The following is an 18138-nucleotide window of genomic DNA, read 5'->3' as shown; positions in this document are numbered from 1 at the left end:
CCTGGTGCTTGCTCCAGGGTACATTTTTACACTCCGGCCTAATTTTTTCCAGATGTCAAAGCTATCGGAGGTAGTCATGAATAAAGCACTCAAAAACCCCTTGATTTTCATCCTGTTCGTTATTCCGGCACTTACATTATTTTTTGTATTCTTCATCTATCCAATCTTCAGTTCAATCTATTATAGCTTCACCAGCTGGAACGGCGTATCGGATACCGTCAAATATACCGGTCTAACCAATTTCAAGAAGGCGCTCGGCGATGAACGCTTCTGGGTCTCAGTGAAGAATAACGGCTGGTTCATCCTCTTCTCCGTATTTATACAGGTTCCACTGATCGTCTTTTTCTCCTTATTGATTGCCAATGTGAAGAAGCTCAAAGGTTTATATAAAACAGCCGTATTTATGCCTTCCATCATGTCCACAGCAGTAATCGGTATTCTGTGGGGTTTTATTTATGAGCCTAATATCGGACTGTTCAATAAACTGCTGGGGCTATTCGGAGTGGAGCCAATATATTGGCTGTCGGATGAGCGATTTGCCATGCTGTCTATTCTGATTACAAATGCCTGGCAGTGGACCGGATTCTACATCGTCATGGTGCTGGCGGCCATTCTCTCTATACCCGGTGAGCTTGACGAGGCAGCGGCGATTGATGGCGCTACCGGCTTTCAGCGGGCTACCCGCATTACTCTGCCGCTGATTGTACCGATTATTTCGGTGGTGATTATGCTCTCCATCGCCGGGGCCATGAAGGCTGCCGATATTGTCATCGTTATGACCAAAGGCGGACCGGCTGGCTCCACTGAAGTCATGGCCACCTATATGATTAAATATGCTATCACCAATTTTAAATACGGGTACGGCAATACCATTGCGGTCCTAATCTTCGTATTTACGCTTATCGTTACGGCACTTTATCAGCTGCTGTTTAACCGGCGTAGTGAAAGGATTGAATACTGATGCCGCGTACCTTGAAAAAAAGTCTCCCCCACATCGCGCTGCTCGGCTATCTTTTAGTGGTTCTGTTTCCGTTCTTGTTCGTGCTCTTCTCCTCCGTGAAGAAGGACAATAACTCGATCGCCCTGAATCCATTCGGTATCCCGAAGGAATTCGTGTTTAACAACTATGTAGAGGCGTGGGTCAACGCTAAGATCAGCACGTACTTTTTTAACAGCTTGTACATTTCGGTCCTGGCCTCGGTAGTATCGATCCTGCTGGCTTCGATGTTTGCCTTTGCGGTCACGCGGATGCGCCAGGGCAAATGGAATACGATCCTGTTTTCGCTGGTGCTGATCGGGATGCTGATTCCGAATAATGCGCTGATGCTGCCGATCTATACGATTGTACGGAAGCTGCATATTTTGAATACGCACTGGGCGCTGATTATCCCTTATATTGCCAATGCAATCCCGTTTACGATTATCATTCTGGCCGCCTTTATGCGTTCCCTGCCCAGTGAAATTGAGGAAGCAGCGGTAATGGATGGGTTGAAGGCTCCAGGTATCTTTGCTAAGATTATTGTACCTCTGACGGTTCCCGCCATGGTTACAGTATTCATAGTCAATTTCCTGGGAAATTGGAATGAATTTTTGCTGGCTAACTATTTTCTCTCGAACGATGAGCTGCGTACGCTTCCGGTGGGAATGGTTCAATTTCGTGATCAGTACCAGATGAACTATGCGCAAATGTCTGCCGGGATTGTCTACAGCGTACTGCCGGTAGTCATAATCTATGCTGTTTTGCAGGAGAAAATAATTGAAGGTGTAACGGCAGGCAGCGTAAAAGGTTAACCCTATCACAGTCAGGAGCGCAGCCGATGAATTTGCGCTATAAATTGTTTACGGCATTTTTGGGTTTGATCATTATTCCGTTATTTATCCTTGGCATGATTATGTTCTTCGTGACTTATAATTCTATTGAGAAGAAGTACAGCCAGCAGTCGGAGTATTCGCTTAAAGCGATCAGCTACAGCATTTCCAATGTCTTCAAGGATATGAACAATGTGACGGACAACGGAATTGCCACCTCAGTGTTTCATATGGCGCTTAGTGCGGATGATCCCTCCAAACAGGACCTGACCGATGCCGAACAGCTCAGTCTGAATGCCAGCCAACGCAATTTTCGCAGTCTGCTCTATAATCATCCTTCGATTAGTTACGCCTTTTTGTACAATTTTAATGGTAAAGGCAGCTCGGAGATTGTCTCCGTCTTCACCAAAGAAAATTTCCGGACGCTTCCCTATGACAAGTTCAAAGGGAGTGCGCTTTACCAGGAGGTTATGGAGCTTAATGGAGTGCCGAAATGGCTAGCACCGCATGAGTATCCAGAGCTGACCGGAACCGAAGCGGTATTTACGCAGATCCGGCTGATCAAAGAGCTGAGCTTCTTTCAGAATATCGGCATTCTGGTAGTGCAGATCAAAAACTGGGAGTTCGAATCTATCTTCCGTAATTTAAAGATCGGCGGCAGTAACCAGAAGGTATCGTTTATGCTCGTGAATGATGACGGAATGATTCTGCTTGATCCGGACCGCAATCTGGACGGCCAGAGTTTAAGCTCTTTTACAACTAAGAATATTACCTATAAGCAAGGCTTTCAAAGCTTCAAAACCCAATTCGGCGGAGAGAAAAGCATTCTGTCTGTCTATCATCTCAAAGACTATCCATGGAGTCTGGTATCTGTGACCTCATGGGGTTCGTTGTCCCGCGAAGTCACCGTATTTGCCCGCTGGTTTGTCGCCGTGATTTTCTTGTGTTTTCTGGCGGCGGTCATTTTCAACCTGTTCTTCATGAACCGGATTACCGGCGGAATTGCGGTCATTGTCCGTTTTATGCGCCGAGTTGAAGATGGTGATCTCACAACGCGGGTGGAGGAGAAGGGCAATGACGAGATGACACTGCTGGCCAAAGGGATCAACGACCTGATGAACAAAATCAATGTGCTGTTTAACCGCATTCAGGTGGAGCAGCGGCGGAAAAATCAGGCGGAAATGCGTGTGCTGCAGGCGCAGATCAAACCGCATTTTCTTTTTAATACCCTGGAATCCATCAATGTGCTCGCCGTTCAGAACGAAGGAAGCAAAGTCAGTGAAATGGTCTACCGTCTGGCCAGCATTCTGCGGATCAGTATTCAGGACAGGGATGAGATCACACTTCACGAGGAAATAACCCATCTGCGCAATTACCTTGATATCCAGAAATTCCGCTTTGAGGATGTCTTCGATTATGAGATCGATATTCCGGAGGAGCTTATGAATTGCGGTATTCTTAAGCTGACCCTGCAGCCGCTTGTGGAGAACAGCATTCAGCACGGCTTTGAGGGAATCGGCTATCATGGCCGGGTGATGGTGAAGGGCTGGGAGGATCAGGGGAATCTGATTCTGCGAATTCAGGATAACGGAATCGGTATGACTTCTGCCCAGCTATCCATGTTCCAGTACATGATCAGTGATTCGGCGGAGCAGAGTGCGGTCAGCCAGGCGGAACAGGGAATGCACCAGGAACGGCGCGGGCTTGGGGTACGGAGTGTTGCTGACAGAATCCGGATTGAATATGGCAGCAGATATGGTATTTTCATCTGTGCGAGCCCCGGCGAGGGCACGATAATCCAATGCGTCATACCTAAATACGAGCAGGGGGAAGATCATTATGCTAAAAGTATTATTGGTTGACGATGAAGCCCCTATCCTTAACAATCTCAACAGAGTGCTGCCCTGGCAGGAGATGGGGATGGAAGTAGCAGGCATGGCGCGAAGCGGTATGGAAGCACTGAAGATTGCTGAGGAGGCAGCGCCGGATCTGGTGCTCTGTGATATCCGCATGCCGGTGATGGACGGATTGACCTTCATTGGCAAGCTGCGGGAAATGGGGCTGGAGAGCGAGGTGCTGCTGCTGAGCGGATACCAGGAATTCGATTATGCCAGGGAAGCCATCCGGCTTGGGGTCAAAGAATATATCTGCAAGCCGATTCACTACGGAGAGCTTGGCAACAAGGTGCGTGAAATCGGCACACAAATCCGTAACCGACAGTATAAGGACAAACTGTACAATAGCATCCCGTTGTTTCAGGAGCTGCCTGCAGCCGAGGATTCGGCCAAAAAAACACCGGATCAGCTGATGAATCTGGCGGCGAAAATTATTTCCGAACGGTTGAGTTATGATCTCGGGATAGAGGAGGTCGCGGGCAGGATCGGGATCAGCAGCAGCTATTTCTGCCTGTTGTTCAAAAACCGTTTTGCGATGACCTTCGTGGAATACGTCACCCAGCAGCGGATTGAAGCAGCCAAGTTTATGCTCTCAAGCACAGACAAGAGCATAACAGCAATCAGCTCAGGTGTGGGATATCAGGAACGGCGTTATTTTACCAAGGTGTTTCAGAAGCAGACGGGAATGACGCCCAAAGAATATCGTGATCAGAAGAAACGCACGGAGATGCCGTGAAGCCTGTATTCCGGACAATTAGATGACTGATCCACTAAAATGTTTACCGGAGAAGACGATTAACCTTAAGGATTTAAGGGGAATCGTCTTTGTTGTTTGAAGCAGCATAGGCAAAAGTGTTTACTGAAATGGCAGGCAATGGTATGATCTAAGTTCTGTGATATGTAGTTGGGTGAATGCCGGTACTGCTTGGCGGATTACTGTAAGGTGAAGTAAAAAATGTATTTTCAAGTTATTTTTATTTGCACTGAATGAAACTTTTTGAGGTTCGATGCGTCTAATACTATGTTTTGTAAAATGGACGTGGCCAAACATGACCTTCCGGCTTTTGAGGAGGATTATGTTTTGCGGGGAATATAAGGACCAGAGAGATATATTACTGCCTTATAGACTACAAATGGGAGCAGAAGGAGTCGTACCATGAATTTGAAAAAACTAACATTAGTCGCTGCCTTGGTTGTATCGCAAGCTGCAGCAGCCGTTCCGGCGTTTGCCGTACCGGTAAGTACCGCAGGGGTATCCAGCACTGTTTACTCAGCAGAAGCTGCTAAGGTGTCTGAGGTAACGCTTCAGCCGGAGGCTACCGATCCGCTGCCAAGTGAAGTTCCAGCCGGAACGGTTACACCAACAGCAACCCCGAATCCTACGGCAACAACAATCCCGGCAACAACCCCGGCAGTGACTCCGGTTCCGTCGGAAACTGCAGTTCCCGCTGCGACTGAGGGGATTAATACCCAGCCGGTAAACACGGTGACGGCCGTTTATGCAGCAACCTCCAATCAGCTTATACTAATGATGAACAGCAATAAAATGTACAAGAACGGCACCCCGTATCTGGCCAATCAGCCGATGGCTGTCAAATACGGAGTATCCTACGTCTCAATTCGCGCTATGGTTGAGATGGTGGGTGTTAGTTACACCTATGATTACAAAACTAAAGAAGTTATTGTTACCAAAGGCACCAGTGTGATGCGTTTCAAAACAGACAGCAAAATTTATACCGTAAACGGCAGCAAAGTAACGATGAAAGGTCCGGCTTACCAATATAAAGGAACATTTATGGTTCCTCTGACCTCCATTACCTACGCGCTCGGGATTCCATATACGGTTGATAACATAGGGAAGCGTGTCATTCTGTCACTGAACACTAAGCCGACCGCTACTTTTAGCGTTCAGCCGACGGAAATTTATGCCGGCCAGACCTTTATTACTTATAAAACCACTAGTTCTTCTCCAAATGGAACACCCATTGTTGAGGAAATCTGGAGCGGTAATAAACAAGATATGTATGATCAGCCCGGGTATTATACAGTGACTTATTCCGTCCGGGATGCAAACGGGGAGTTAAGTGACCCTTATTCTGTGACGATTAATGTGCTGCAGCCTAACCAGCCGCCGGTCGCTAACTTCACAACCAACAAAGAAGAGTACAAGATGGGTGAACCTGTAACCCTTACTGATCTAAGCTATGATCCGGAAAATGAGGCACTGACCGCCGAGTGGACAAACCGCGCTTTGGCGTTCTTTAATCCAGGCCCGGTGTCGATTCAATTGAAAGTAACGGATAAGCACGGTTTGAGCAGCGTTTTTGAGAAGACCATTAATATTACCAGCGAACAATTATATACCCAGGATGAAGTAGCGAAGCTGTTCACTATGCCGGGTGACATTATTTCTATGGACGGCGGAATGATTCCTGGATTGACTAATGTGAATAATACCACTTCATCCGAGGATTACTTACTGATCCGCAGCAACAGCCCGGAGACGGTTAATACAGAAGGGATATTGTACCGTGAAACCGCGGTCGGCAAGACACGCTTCCTTGTTCATCACATGAACAATATGTCTACGAGACAGAAGCTGTATGTTATCGCGACTAACAATAATCTGTACCCGACGACCATTACAACGCAATATTCCGGGATCGCCGGTCCGGTTACTTCCCCGGAATATACCGGTAAAATCTCGATCCTGAAGTATTACACTTCCATGCTGACGAATGAAAAATACAGCTCCGTAACACTGCAGCCAGGCCAGAGCATGCCAATCCTGACGGATATTAATAAAGTATCCATGAAGCCGGGCGAAGTACTGTCACTTAGTGCCGATTTGTTCAGCGACCTCACGGTTCAATACAATGTGGTGATGGTCGAAGAAAGTAAGGATCCTGTAGCCCTGCTGCCAACACTGCCGATTCTGGACCGTGATGGCGTACACAACCGCGGAACGTATCCGAATTCCACACGGATCATTAATGTGAGCGATGTGGTCGGAGCTACACAAGCTAAGCTGGTGCTTGGTGATAACAAGAACGACTTGAATCTGATTGGGATGGACCCTATGACCGGAACGACAGCATCCAATGCCGGAAACTTCGGTGTGCTCTACAAAATCAGACTCGAACGCGTTGCACCAAACACCCTGATTACGTTTAACCCGCGCGGAGGCAATTATCTTGGCTCATTGATGGTGAATAATACCATTGTCAACCTGCCGAATAAAGGCAACCTGTCCAGCTCGGATATGAATGCTGTAGTCTACCGCTCCGGCAACTATGAAGGTCCGGTAGATATCGTATTCTCCGTGGCTTCCGGTAGCAATCTTCCGGTTAACTTTGTCTTCACGCCGCTTCCTCCATTGAAGCAATAAGGGATTCATTGAGTATGTGTAATTCAAACCGGCTAAGGCTCCTTGTGAGCTTTGGCCGGTTTTTGTATATCTGCAGGTTAGCGGATGTACTTTAATTACTCGTAACTGGTGACATCCGCTGCTGCACTTCATTGACGGGGCATTTGTTTTGGGGCATTATAAAGAGAGTGCAACACCAATGACTTATGTTATGGGAGATGAGCGAATGCTGTCGACAGAACAAATACTGGAAGCAATGTCGGGGCAGGGTCTGCGAATCACCGATCAGCGCAAAACGCTTGCCAAGTTATTCGGCGAGAATACGGGATATTTGTCGGCGAAGGATGTTTATGATCATATGGGGCGCAAGTACAGCGGACTTAGCTTCGATACGGTCTACCGCAATCTGCGTGTGATGGAGGAGCTCGGTGTGCTGGAGCAGGTAGTATTTGAAGAAGGCGTCAAATTCAAAGCCAGCTGCAGTCAGGACCACCATCATCATCATATGATATGCCTTCAGTGTATGAAGACTTACCCGATCCATTTCTGCCCGATGAATTTAACGGATACCCCGGATCAGTTCCGGGTAGTCAAGCATAAATTTGAGGTGTTCGGTTACTGCAAGGAATGTGAAAGTAGCCGTGAAGAAGACTCGGCCGTAGCGGCTCACGGCAAAGAAGGCCGCTGAGATGGCTAGCCTGCGCAGAACGGTTCAAGCTCCTATCCGCGTGTACCGCAAGTTCATCTCGCCGCTGAAGCCTGCGACCTGCCGGTTTTATCCGACATGCTCAGCATACGCGCTTGAGGCGATTGAGGTGCACGGTCCGGTGAAGGGCTCGTGGCTGGCCGCAAAGCGGATTGCCAGATGCCATCCCTTCCATCCCGGAGGGCTGGACCCGGTGCCGCCGCGGGAAGATCAGCCGTCAGGTGAGGGCTCTGCCCGCACGACTTGACAGGGCGGGTTATTTTTGGGTATATTTTGGAGAATAACAAGAATTCCGAGGAACGGATGAGTAGGTCGGGTTGGCCATTACAGAGAGCCGGGAGTGCTGGGAACCGGTATGGTACACAGATTGAATATGGTCCGGGAGGAACTGTGTTCGAGCAGGAGCGGATAATACACCGGCTCTGGTAAGATAACAGCGTGTTCCAGCGTTAATGGACAGTTCCCTTCAGGGGAACTGGCGAAGCCTGTGCTCTGTGAAGAGCCGGGGAACTTTGGGTGGTATCGCGTGAGTATACTCTCGCCCCATATAGGGGCGGGAGTTTTTTTGCGTTAATTAGGTTTAAGAGATTTGTTATGACGAAAGGATGACCCAGACCAATGAGCGAGAAGAAAACATTTTATTTAACGACCCCGATCTATTATCCAAGTGATAAGCTGCATATCGGGCATGCCTATTCGACGGTTGCCGGTGATGCGATGGCCCGTTACAAACGGCTGCGCGGCTATGAGGTCCGTTATTTGACCGGTACCGACGAGCATGGGCAGAAGATCGAAGAGAAGGCTGGCAAGGCCGGCAAGACGCCTCAGGAGTTTGTTGACGGGATTGTCGAGGGTATTAAGGAGCTGTGGCGCAAGCTGGATATCTCCAATGATGACTTCATCCGCACAACTGAACCCCGTCATAAAAAAGTGGTAGCCGATATTTTCGACCGCCTGTTGAAGCAGGGAGATATCTACAAAGGTGAGTATGAGGGCTGGTACTGTATTTCGGACGAGACGTTCTATACCGAGACTCAGCTTGTGGATATCGAACGTGATGCGGACGGCAATATTACAGGAGGCAAAAGCCCGGACAGCGGCCATCCGGTTGAGCTTGTCAAGGAAGAAAGCTATTTCTTCCGGATGAGCAAATATGCTGACCGCCTGATCCAGTTCTATGAGGAGAATCCGGAGTTTATTTTGCCGGAATCACGCAAGAACGAAATGATCAACAACTTCATCAAGCCGGGCCTTGAAGATCTTGCGGTTTCGCGTACAACATTTGACTGGGGCGTAAAGGTTAAAGGTGATGACAAGCATGTGGTCTATGTATGGATTGATGCGCTCACCAACTACATTACAGCCCTTGGCTATGGTTCCGAGGACCGCACCCTGTATGACAAGTTCTGGCCTGCGGATGTGCATATCGTCGGCAAAGAAATTGTACGTTTCCATACCATTTACTGGCCGATTATTCTTATGGCGCTGGGCGAGCCGCTGCCGAAGAAGGTTTTCGCCCACGGCTGGCTGCTGATGAAGGACGGTAAAATGTCCAAATCGAAGGGCAATGTCGTGGACCCGGTTACGCTGATCGACCGCTATGGTCTGGATGCACTGCGTTACTACCTGCTGCGTGAGGTTCCGTTCGGTTCAGACGGCACGTTTACACCGGAGAGCTTCGTCGACCGGATCAACTACGATCTTGCCAATGACCTCGGGAACCTGTTGAACCGCACCGGTGCTATGGTCGAGAAATACTTTGGCGGCGAGCTTCCGGCTTATGCAGGTCAGGTTACTGCGTTTGACGGGGAGCTGGAAGCGGCAGCGCAAAGCACCTATGTCAAGGTGGAAGAAGCCATGGAAAAGATGGAGTTCTCCGTGGCGCTTACCGCGATTGGAGCTTTTATCAGCCGGACGAATAAATATATCGACGAAACCCAGCCTTGGGTGCTTGCCAAGGATGAGAGCAGAACCGGCGAGCTGGGATCAGTGATGAGACATCTTGTAGAAGGACTGCGCACAGCCTCAATCCTGCTTCAGCCGTTCCTGACCGGTGCACCGGCCAAAATATGGGAGCAGCTTGGCATCCAGCCGGGCGAACTGACTACTTGGGACAGCGGCAAAACCTTTGGCCTGATTCCAGCCGGAACCAGACTGGCCAAGGGCGACCCGATCTTCCCGCGGCTTGACGTCGCTGTGGAAGTGGCCTATATCGCAGAGGCAATGGGTGCAGGCAAGCCGGCAGCAGCAGAGCCGGAAGCTACACCAGCAACTGCAGCCCCGGTTGCCGTCGAAGCGGAGCCTGAGGAAGAGCACAAAGAAGAAATCGGCATCGATGATTTCGCCAAAGCCGAGCTGCGCGTGGCTCAGGTTATCGCAGCAGAGCCTGTTAAGAAGGCAGATAAGCTGCTGAAGCTGCAGCTGGATCTGGGGTACGAGCAGCGGCAGGTCGTTTCCGGGATTGCCAAGTTCTACACACCGGAAGAACTGGTAGGCCGAAAAGTCATCTGTATCGTCAACCTGAAGCCGGTGAAGCTTCGCGGAGAGCTGTCGCAAGGCATGATACTGGCGGCCTCCAAAGGCGACCAGCTGACCATCGCTACGGTTCCGGACAGTATGCCAAACGGAGCTATTGTTAAGTAAGCACGAATCAATAGGATGAAAAAGAACGCCAGCATGCCGGGAACGGCTGCAGGCGTTCTTTTTCATCCTGCCGTTCAGGGAGAGTTCGGTGTTGACTTATCGTAACGATTACTATTATAATTCTCATAGTAAAATTTACGATTTAAGGAGTCGATAGTTACTATGTCTTTCAAAGGTTTGCACAGAGGACTGCTGATTGCGCTTGCCCTTCCGGTTCTGTTAATGCTCGCAGCCTGCAGCACTAAAAGCAGCGGGAATATTGTCGAGGGGAAAGTAAACGTGGTCACAACTTTTTATCCCATATATGAATTTGCCGGTGAAATTGGCGGAGAAGATGTGAATGCGATCAATCTGCTGCCGGTTGGGGTGGAGCCCCATGACTGGACGCCGCGCAGCCAGGATATTATCAATACCTCCAAGGCACAGTTATTCCTGTACAATGGAGCGGGCCTTGAGGGCTGGGTGCCGAATTTCCTGAAAAGTCTGGAAAGCGACAGTGAAACCAAGGCTGTTGAAGTCAGCCAGGGTGTGGATTATATTATGACTGACGAAGAAGATGGACATGATCACGGTGAAGCTGAAGCAGCGGAGAATCATGCGGCGGAAGGCAGCAGTGACAGTCTGCATACAGATCCCCACACGTGGGTAAGTCCCAAATCGGCACTGATCATGGCGGAAAATATTAAAGAGAGCCTGATTGCGGTTGATCCAGCGCATAAAGCGGGCTATGAGGAGCGTTATAACAAGCTTGCTGAGCGTCTGCAGGCATTGGACAGCAAATTCGAGACAGAGCTTGCCAAGATGCCGAATAAAGAGATTGTCGTCTCCCATCAGGCTTTTTCTTATCTGGCACGCGACTATGGCCTGACCCAGCATGCTATTATGGGCTTATCGCCGGATTCCGAGCCGCGCGGTCAGGATCTGGTGAACCTAGCTGCACTCGTGAAAGAGGAAGGCATCCGGTATATCTTTTTCGAAGAATTAGTCTCCGATAAGCTGGCCAAAACACTGGCAGGCGAAGCGGGTGTGGAAACGATGGTCCTGAATCCGGTGGAGGGACTGACCGAGGCGCAGGAGAAGAACGGCGATAATTATTTCACTTTGATGGAGAAAAATTTGCAAAATCTGATTCTGGCTTTACAATAAAAAGGAAAGTATAAGGGAAAGGCGGTACAACTCATGCAATCGGTATCCCTGGACTGCCATCAGCATATGATTGAAATACAGGATTTGTCCTTCTCCTACGGAGAGCAGAAGGTAATTTCCGGTCTGAATTACACGGTGAAGGAACGTGATTTTCTTGGGATTATCGGTTCAAATGGAGCCGGCAAAACCACATTGATGAAAATGATCGTCGGCCTTCTGCCCCCAACCAGCGGTGACATCAAGCTGTTCGGCCAGTCGGTGCGCAAATTTAAGGATTGGGAACGGATCGGCTATGTTCCGCAGAAAAATGCTTTTAATCCGCTGTTCCCGGCCACGGTCCGTGAAGTCGTGTTGTCCGGGCTGTACAATAACAAAAACCTGATCCGCCGGGTATCCAAGGCTCAGCACCGCCAGTGCGAAGACGCGCTGGAAGTCATGCGGATTCAGGATATCGCCGAGAAAAGAGTAGGCCAGCTGTCCGGCGGCCAGCAGCAGCGTGTATTCCTGGCTCGTGCGCTGATTAATCATCCGGATCTGCTCATTTTGGACGAGCCTACGGTGGGGATTGACACGGAGACGCAGGCAGGATTTTTTGATCTTATCTTCCATATGCATGCTCACCACCACATGACCTTCCTGATGGTTTCGCATGACATTGACATGATCAAAAGCTATCTGGGCAACGAGCCGGTGCAGAGTAACGGCAAAATCAACTTCTACTGCCGCCACTCCCACGAGGCCCAGGATTGCGTGGTAGAGAATCTGCAGCATACGCTGACGTGAAGCGATAGGAATCTGCGATCTTAGGATAGGCACTAGTAGTGAACTAAGCACACTAGGGATGGCTGTGTATGAGAATAACTGTATTCTCTGCAATTAAATCTAACTATCAAGCTCTAGAGTAACCTTAATTGCACTTTGTACACTTATATCTGCAAAGAATTGCCCAAAGCGTTCTTTTTTATAAAAATAGCTGCACAGAATGCATTTATTCTGTTGGAAATAACATTTCTGCCGGATTTAATTGTATGAAGTACACTAATTGCTTGTCGTTCTCTAATCTTTACCCAGGGACTAAACACATCTAAAGTAAAGCGTGTCCCTGAAAAGGGACGAAAGCGATCCTTCCTAGCAGTATCTAGTTACCTGTATACGAACCTCATACGCCAGGTGCGCTTAGCGGGTGTCCAGAGGGCAGAGCCCTTGGGGCCCTCCCTTGGAAGGGAGGGTTTGGGAGGGATCGGAAATCTTTTCCTAAAAGGTTTGGAATGTTTAAATGCAATTGAATTTCAGAGGAGATATCATCTTGGAAATCCTATTCAGTGACTTTTTTCAGCGGGCGCTTGCGGGCGGGCTGATGATCGGTATCACGGCGCCGCTTATAGGCGTTTTTCTTGTCTTAAGACGTTTGTCCATGATTGGGGATACGCTGGCGCATGTAACCATTGCCGGGGTGGCGCTGGGCTTTTTGACCGGATTTTATCCGCTTGGAGCAGGTCTGATCTTTGCAGTGGTGGCTTCTTTTGCCATTGAAAAGCTGCGGAAAGCTTACAAAAGCTATGCCGAACTGTCAATTGCTATTATTATGTCAGGTGGTGTAGCCCTGGCCTCGCTGTTCTTTACCTTGGGCAAAGGGTATAATGCGGATGTAATGAGCTATCTGTTCGGAAGCATCTACACACTCGACAATACGGATCTGGTTGTAGTGGGGATAGTGACTATTGCAGTGGTTGTTGTCGTTACGCTGTTCTTCAAAGAATTTTTCCTGCTCAGCTTTGAGGAGGATGCAGCAAGTGTCAGCGGACTGCCTGTAAAGCTGCTCAATATGTTGATTACAGTACTGACGGCACTGGTCATCAGCACCGCAATTAAAATTGTCGGTTCCCTGCTCGTGTCAGCGCTGCTGACCATTCCGGTAGCTATCAGCCTGCTGCTGTCACGCAGCTTTAAGTCATCTGTGGTGCTGTCTGTAATTATCGCGGAAATCGCCGTTGTCGGCGGTCTGGTTGTGGCCGGAGTATGGAATCTCGCACCCGGAGCGACAATCGTCCTCCTGCTTATCGCATTGCTCACCCTGACCCTGATCGGTAAAAAAGGGCTGCCTGCCTAATCGCTCAAGCACCTGCGGGAATTGCAATACATAAAGTGACCCCGAATCCGAAAGGAGAGCTGCCGCTTTGTCCAATCTGAATGCAGGAATCGCTTTTGCCGCCGGAGTGGCGTCGTTTATTTCGCCTTGCTGCCTGCCGCTCTATCCTTCGTATTTATCGTATATTACCGGACTGTCGGTCCAGCAGCTCAAAAACGGCAGCGACAGCAAAGAGGTCCGTTTCCGGACCCTTTCGCATACGCTGGCCTTTATTTTGGGTTTTTCGGCAGTGTTCTATACGCTCGGCTTCGGTGCCGGGCTGTTCGGGCAATTTTTCAACGGCCAGCGGGATTTGATCCGCCAGCTGTCGGCGATTCTGATCATCGTCATGGGCCTATTCCTGCTTGGGATATTCCAGCCGCAGTTTCTGCTGCGCGAGCGTAAGCTGGATCTGAAATGGAAGCCGGCAGGGTATGCGGGGTCCTTCATATTCGGCATCGGCTTCTCTGCAGGCTGGTCACCGTGTATCGGGCCGATTCTGACAGCGATCATCGCGCTCTCGGCCAGTGATCCAACCACATGGTTTACCATGATCACAGCTTACAGCATCGGGTTTGCGCTGCCGTTTTTTGCACTGGCCTTTTTCATCGGGAGTGCCCGGCGTATTCTTAAATATTCTAATGCCTTGATGAAGGTCGGCGGTGCGCTGATGATCTTTATGGGCTTACTGCTATTCACGGACCAAATGTTCCGGATTACGATCTGGCTGCAGGGAGTGACGCCGGACTGGCTGATTTTTTAGCAGGAAGATGCAGTAGGGAGGTTAGGTGAAATAATCAATGCCCGCCTCCGGAAAATGTTCAAAGATCCGCTCTGTGATGAATTCACGCAGGGCGGTTTGCTGTTCGTCGGGATAAACATATTTATTCTGCCCCCAACGGCCCCATTTCTTTTTACGCTTCTCGATGTCCATCTCGAGCTTGGATTTCGGATAACGTTTCTCGATGACGGCTTTGGCTGTCTTGGTGAACCGGTGCTGAATCATCTCAAAGGTCAGGCCTTTACCGGCGTCCGGCGGCAATGTCTCTGCCAGCTTGGACAGCAGCTCCGCGTAGCCCTCCTCCCAGCCTTCATGCCAGATAATCGGCGCGATAATGAAGCCGAGCGGATAACCGGCACGGGCAACCTTTCCGGCTGCCTCAATCCGTTCCTCGAAGCGGGAAGTGGCAGGTTCAAAGTTTTTGATGACATAATCGGCATTGATGCTGAAGCGGATTCTTGTATGACCGTTATGATTAAGCTTCAGCAGCGGGTCTACATGCTGGTATTTGGTAACAAACCGCAGCCGGCCTAGCGGCTCAGCGGCCATGAAAGTGATCAGCTCGGCCAGTGAACCGGTAATATGCTCAAGCCCCAGGGGATCAGAGGTACATGCAGCTTCAAAGGTAGTGATTTCGGGAGCGCGCTCATCAATATATTTTTTGGCGGCGTCCAGAATATCGCCTGTATTTACATATACTCTTATATAAGGCTTCGCGCCAAGCGTAGTCTGCAGGTAACAATAATGGCAGTGGCCCATACAGCCGGTGGCAATGGGGATCGCGTAATCGGCCGAAGGTTTGGACTGGTCAAAAGCCAGTGTTTTTCGAAGACCGACCACAAGGGTCCGTTTGGCGATTTTATACTGCTCCACCTCGGTTTCGCCGGGCAGATTCGTAATCCGGTTATGTGACGTGGTCATCCGGAAGGGGATGTTACGGGCTTTGACCCATTCCATGATCTGCTCCCCTTTGGGGTATTTCAGCGCATCCGGCTCAAAAAAAACAAGCTCAGGGATAAACAAACCGGTGGGCTTTCTTTGTTTTTTTACGGCAGGGCGTTCAGGTGCTGCGATCGTCATGAATTCACGCTCCTTTGGATGGTCATACCGATATTGTGCCTTTCTCCGGGCCGCTGAAATCATGGTAAACATCGCTAACGGCGGCGTTTCAGCACCGGAGGACTTGCCAAGGAGCGGCAGAAACATGTATCATTGTTAGAGCAAGGTTGGCCCCCGTGCCACGCTCATTATAGAAAAGAGGTAAACTTGAATGCCAACACCCAGCATGGAGGATTATTTGGAGCGCATATACAAGCTCATCGACGAGAAGGGTTATGCGCGGGTCTCGGATATTGCCGAGGGATTGGAAGTACACCCCTCATCTGTGACCAAGATGATCCAAAAACTGGATAAGGACGAATATCTCATCTATGAGAAATATCGTGGGCTTGTCCTAACGAGCAAAGGTAAAAAAGTGGGAAAACGGCTTGTTGACCGTCACCAGCTGCTGGAGGAGTTTCTTGGCCTGATCGGAGTGCAGCAGGAGCATATTTATAAGGATGTCGAAGGCATTGAGCATCATTTGAGCTGGGATTCCATTACGCGGATTGAAACGCTGGTGGAGTATTTCCGCCGCGATGAAGAACGCGTGAAGACCTTATATGATATCCACCATGAACTGGTCAGCGATTCATAAAGAGAACTGTTTCTGTATCGTTTACCGCAACCTTTCCAGTTTTTTTACGTCAAAACGGATAACGTCCTTTAATGAAGTATAAGAAAGTATAGACTTTCCGTTATACTTTTTCTTGTATTTCCGGCAGAAAGACAGTTTCTGCCTGACTCCGTTTTAAAAGAAACGGCCGTCTCCCTTATTCAAGGACGAGAAGGCCGTTTCTTTTTTTGTTAAAGCCATATTAATTTTTTTACAACTGGGAGGAATTATGAATTACCGTAAATGGATTATGGGAGTATTGGTGTTGATGTTATGCCTGCCGGTGTGGTCAACAGGTGCACGCGCGGCGGCAGCGGTGCAGATTACAATTGAACTCGATGGAGAGACACTGGATACGGACGTGCCGCCGTACATAACCGTCTCTAATGTAACCATGGTGCCGGTCGGCGTAGTCAGTAAAGGACTCGGTGCGGTGGTAGATTGGAATCAGAACAGTAAGACAGTGACAATCAGCAAGGAGGATACCGTGCTCAAGCTGACCAGCGGCAAGAAGGCGGCTCTGGTTAATGAGGCTTCTGTCAGCCTGGATACCTCCGTACAAATCAAGCAGGGCCGGGTGATGGTGCCGCTGCGGTTTGTTAGCGAACAGCTGGGGCTGCAGGTGGTGTGGAATCAGGCGGCCAAACATATCGCATTGTATTCAAATGCCGAGATCACTGCTCCGGCGGGGCCTACGGTTCCAGCAGTTCCCACGGTGCCCGCACCGACAGTACCTGCGCCAACAGTGCCTTCAGTGCCGTCCGTCCCAAGTGTGAAGTCGGGGAAGGAGATGAAGGGGGCATGGGTTTCCACGGTATTCAATCTGGACTGGCCGCAGGCGGCCTCGGTGAATAATGCTGCGAAGCAGAAGCAGGAGTTTGATACACTGCTGGACAAGCTTAAGGCGACCGGATTCAATGCTGTTTTTGTACAGGTGCGCCCGTCGGGTGACAGCCTCTACGCCTCGCAGCTAGTTCCCTGGTCCAAGGTGTTGACAGGTACGCAGGGAAAGGCCCCTGGTTATGATCCGCTGGAATACATGGTTAGCTCGGCGCATCAGCGGGGCATGCAGATTCATGCCTGGTTTAACCCGTTCCGGGCAACTACAGACATGGGTACAGCAACACTTGCCGGGCTGGCCGCGAATCATGTGACTAAGCTTCATCCGGAATGGATCGTTCAGGCAGACAGCAAGCTTTACATAAATCCCGGCATTCCGGAAGCGCGCCAGCACATTATAGATACCGTGATGGAAGTTGTGCGCGGTTACGACGTCGATGGTATACATTTAGATGACTATTTCTACCCTTCCGGCGTTGCCTTTGCTGATGATGATGCATTCAAAGCGTATAATTCGAAAGCCATTGTGAGCAAGGCGGATTGGCGGCGGGATAATATTAACGAATTTATCCGTCAGCTGGGCCAGGAGATTCACACCGCAAAGCCTGCGCTCTCCTATGGAGTCAGTCCGTTCGGTGTCTGGCGCAATAAGAAAGCTGACAGTTCGGGATCGGATACCACTGCGGGCGTTTCAGCTTATGACAACATGTATGCGGATACCCGCACCTGGATTCAGAACGGCTGGATTGACTATATTGCTCCGCAAATATACTGGAGCTTATCCTTCACGGCTGCCCGTTACGACAAACTGGTGGACTGGTGGGTGAATGAAGTTAAGGGAACAGGTGTTAAGCTCTACATCGGCCAGGCCACCTATAAGGTAGGCGATACCAAACAGAGTGCAGAGTGGCAGAGCGGCGAGCAGATCATCAACCAGCTGAAATATAATGAGAATTATGATGAAGTTGCCGGTAGTATCATGTTCCGGGCTAACGATATTGTCGTCCGTGATCCTTATGGGCTATCAAGCTTACTGTCCTTTTATTTTAAATCCTAAGGGAACTTCCATACCCCTATTAAAAAGTCATTAAAACTCCCCCGTGCTCATA

15 protein-coding genes are annotated in these 18138 nt (G+C 49.6%); 14 read left to right on the top strand and 1 reads right to left on the bottom strand.

What is annotated here, in order from left to right; all coding sequences use genetic code 11:
* The first annotated feature begins 76 nt into the window (after positions 1–76).
* The 12 genes from L6H70_RS09180 (at position 77) to L6H70_RS09125 (ending at position 14457) form a co-directional block, all read left to right on the top strand.
* Positions 77–961 (top strand): carbohydrate ABC transporter permease, encoded by an 885-nt coding sequence (locus tag L6H70_RS09180; RefSeq protein WP_236332071.1) that lies wholly within the window; start codon positions 77–79, stop codon positions 959–961.
* Complete coding sequence (locus L6H70_RS09175; RefSeq protein ID WP_236332069.1) at positions 961–1791, top strand: carbohydrate ABC transporter permease; 831 nt, start codon at positions 961–963, stop codon at positions 1789–1791. Before L6H70_RS09180 ends, L6H70_RS09175 begins: the two co-directional genes overlap by 1 nt.
* Positions 1792–1817: 26 nt before the next feature.
* On the top strand, positions 1818–3671 hold the full coding sequence (locus L6H70_RS09170; RefSeq protein WP_236332067.1) for a cache domain-containing sensor histidine kinase: 1854 nt from the start codon (positions 1818–1820) through the stop codon (positions 3669–3671).
* Positions 3649–4440: a response regulator transcription factor gene (locus tag L6H70_RS09165; RefSeq protein ID WP_236332065.1), complete on the top strand. Its 792-nt coding sequence runs from the start codon at positions 3649–3651 to the stop codon at positions 4438–4440. Before L6H70_RS09170 ends, L6H70_RS09165 begins: the two co-directional genes overlap by 23 nt.
* Positions 4441–4860: 420 nt before the next feature.
* On the top strand, positions 4861–7092 hold the full coding sequence (locus L6H70_RS09160) for a stalk domain-containing protein (protein ID WP_236332063.1): 2232 nt from the start codon (positions 4861–4863) through the stop codon (positions 7090–7092).
* A gap of 205 nt (positions 7093–7297) precedes the next feature.
* Positions 7298–7759 carry a Fur family transcriptional regulator gene (locus tag L6H70_RS09155; protein WP_206105226.1) on the top strand — a complete coding sequence of 154 codons (462 nt, stop codon included), beginning with the start codon at positions 7298–7300 and terminating at the stop codon, positions 7757–7759.
* A gap of 1 nt (position 7760) precedes the next feature.
* A complete protein-coding gene (gene yidD / locus L6H70_RS09150; protein WP_236332061.1) occupies positions 7761–8024 on the top strand; it encodes a membrane protein insertion efficiency factor YidD in 264 nt (87 codons plus the stop codon).
* A 371-nt stretch (positions 8025–8395) separates the two neighbouring features.
* Complete coding sequence (gene metG / locus L6H70_RS09145; RefSeq protein ID WP_236332059.1) at positions 8396–10420, top strand: methionine--tRNA ligase; 2025 nt, start codon at positions 8396–8398, stop codon at positions 10418–10420.
* 162 nt (positions 10421–10582) lie between these two features.
* Positions 10583–11566 carry a metal ABC transporter substrate-binding protein gene (locus L6H70_RS09140; RefSeq protein WP_236332057.1) on the top strand — a complete coding sequence of 328 codons (984 nt, stop codon included), beginning with the start codon at positions 10583–10585 and terminating at the stop codon, positions 11564–11566.
* A gap of 33 nt (positions 11567–11599) precedes the next feature.
* Complete coding sequence (locus L6H70_RS09135; protein ID WP_236332056.1) at positions 11600–12349, top strand: metal ABC transporter ATP-binding protein; 750 nt, start codon at positions 11600–11602, stop codon at positions 12347–12349.
* Positions 12350–12872: 523 nt separating this feature from the next.
* Positions 12873–13676: a metal ABC transporter permease gene (locus tag L6H70_RS09130; RefSeq protein WP_236332054.1), complete on the top strand. Its 804-nt coding sequence runs from the start codon at positions 12873–12875 to the stop codon at positions 13674–13676.
* 67 nt (positions 13677–13743) lie between these two features.
* Positions 13744–14457 (top strand): cytochrome c biogenesis CcdA family protein, encoded by a 714-nt coding sequence (locus L6H70_RS09125; RefSeq protein WP_236332052.1) that lies wholly within the window; start codon positions 13744–13746, stop codon positions 14455–14457.
* 21 nt (positions 14458–14478) lie between these two features.
* On the opposite strand, the gene splB is transcribed toward L6H70_RS09125, so the two are convergent.
* Positions 14479–15555, bottom strand: coding sequence for a spore photoproduct lyase (gene splB / locus L6H70_RS09120; RefSeq protein ID WP_236333215.1), 1077 nt, complete (start codon positions 15553–15555; stop codon positions 14479–14481).
* A gap of 190 nt (positions 15556–15745) precedes the next feature.
* Between splB and mntR the strand changes: the two genes are divergently transcribed.
* Both mntR and L6H70_RS09110 read left to right on the top strand, forming a co-directional pair.
* Entirely contained in the window at positions 15746–16171 is a 426-nt protein-coding gene (gene mntR / locus L6H70_RS09115; protein WP_054941509.1) for a transcriptional regulator MntR, read from the top strand.
* A gap of 247 nt (positions 16172–16418) precedes the next feature.
* Positions 16419–18086: a family 10 glycosylhydrolase gene (locus L6H70_RS09110; protein WP_236332050.1), complete on the top strand. Its 1668-nt coding sequence runs from the start codon at positions 16419–16421 to the stop codon at positions 18084–18086.
* Positions 18087–18138 lie beyond the last annotated feature (52 nt).

Origin of the sequence: Paenibacillus auburnensis, from assembly GCF_927798115.1 — a bacterium.
Lineage (GTDB): Bacteria > Bacillota > Bacilli > Paenibacillales > Paenibacillaceae > Paenibacillus_AQ > Paenibacillus_AQ auburnensis.
This window is presented reverse-complemented; position numbering and strand designations above follow the sequence as displayed.

Bases quoted from the DNA above. Each gene is read 5' to 3' on its own strand.
- L6H70_RS09180 (WP_236332071.1), top strand. From the start codon at position 77: ATGAATAAAGCACTCAAAAACCCCTTGATTTTCATCCTGTTCGTTATT.
- L6H70_RS09175 (WP_236332069.1), top strand. From the start codon at position 961: ATGCCGCGTACCTTGAAAAAAAGTCTCCCCCACATCGCGCTGCTCGGC.
- L6H70_RS09170 (WP_236332067.1), top strand. From the start codon at position 1,818: ATGAATTTGCGCTATAAATTGTTTACGGCATTTTTGGGTTTGATCATT.
- L6H70_RS09165 (WP_236332065.1), top strand. From the start codon at position 3,649: ATGCTAAAAGTATTATTGGTTGACGATGAAGCCCCTATCCTTAACAAT.
- L6H70_RS09160 (WP_236332063.1), top strand. From the start codon at position 4,861: ATGAATTTGAAAAAACTAACATTAGTCGCTGCCTTGGTTGTATCGCAA.
- L6H70_RS09155 (WP_206105226.1), top strand. From the start codon at position 7,298: ATGCTGTCGACAGAACAAATACTGGAAGCAATGTCGGGGCAGGGTCTG.
- yidD (WP_236332061.1), top strand. From the start codon at position 7,761: ATGGCTAGCCTGCGCAGAACGGTTCAAGCTCCTATCCGCGTGTACCGC.
- metG (WP_236332059.1), top strand. From the start codon at position 8,396: ATGAGCGAGAAGAAAACATTTTATTTAACGACCCCGATCTATTATCCA.
- L6H70_RS09140 (WP_236332057.1), top strand. From the start codon at position 10,583: ATGTCTTTCAAAGGTTTGCACAGAGGACTGCTGATTGCGCTTGCCCTT.
- L6H70_RS09135 (WP_236332056.1), top strand. From the start codon at position 11,600: ATGCAATCGGTATCCCTGGACTGCCATCAGCATATGATTGAAATACAG.
- splB (WP_236333215.1), bottom strand. From the start codon at position 15,555: ATGACGATCGCAGCACCTGAACGCCCTGCCGTAAAAAAACAAAGAAAG.
- mntR (WP_054941509.1), top strand. From the start codon at position 15,746: ATGCCAACACCCAGCATGGAGGATTATTTGGAGCGCATATACAAGCTC.
- L6H70_RS09110 (WP_236332050.1), top strand. From the start codon at position 16,419: ATGAATTACCGTAAATGGATTATGGGAGTATTGGTGTTGATGTTATGC.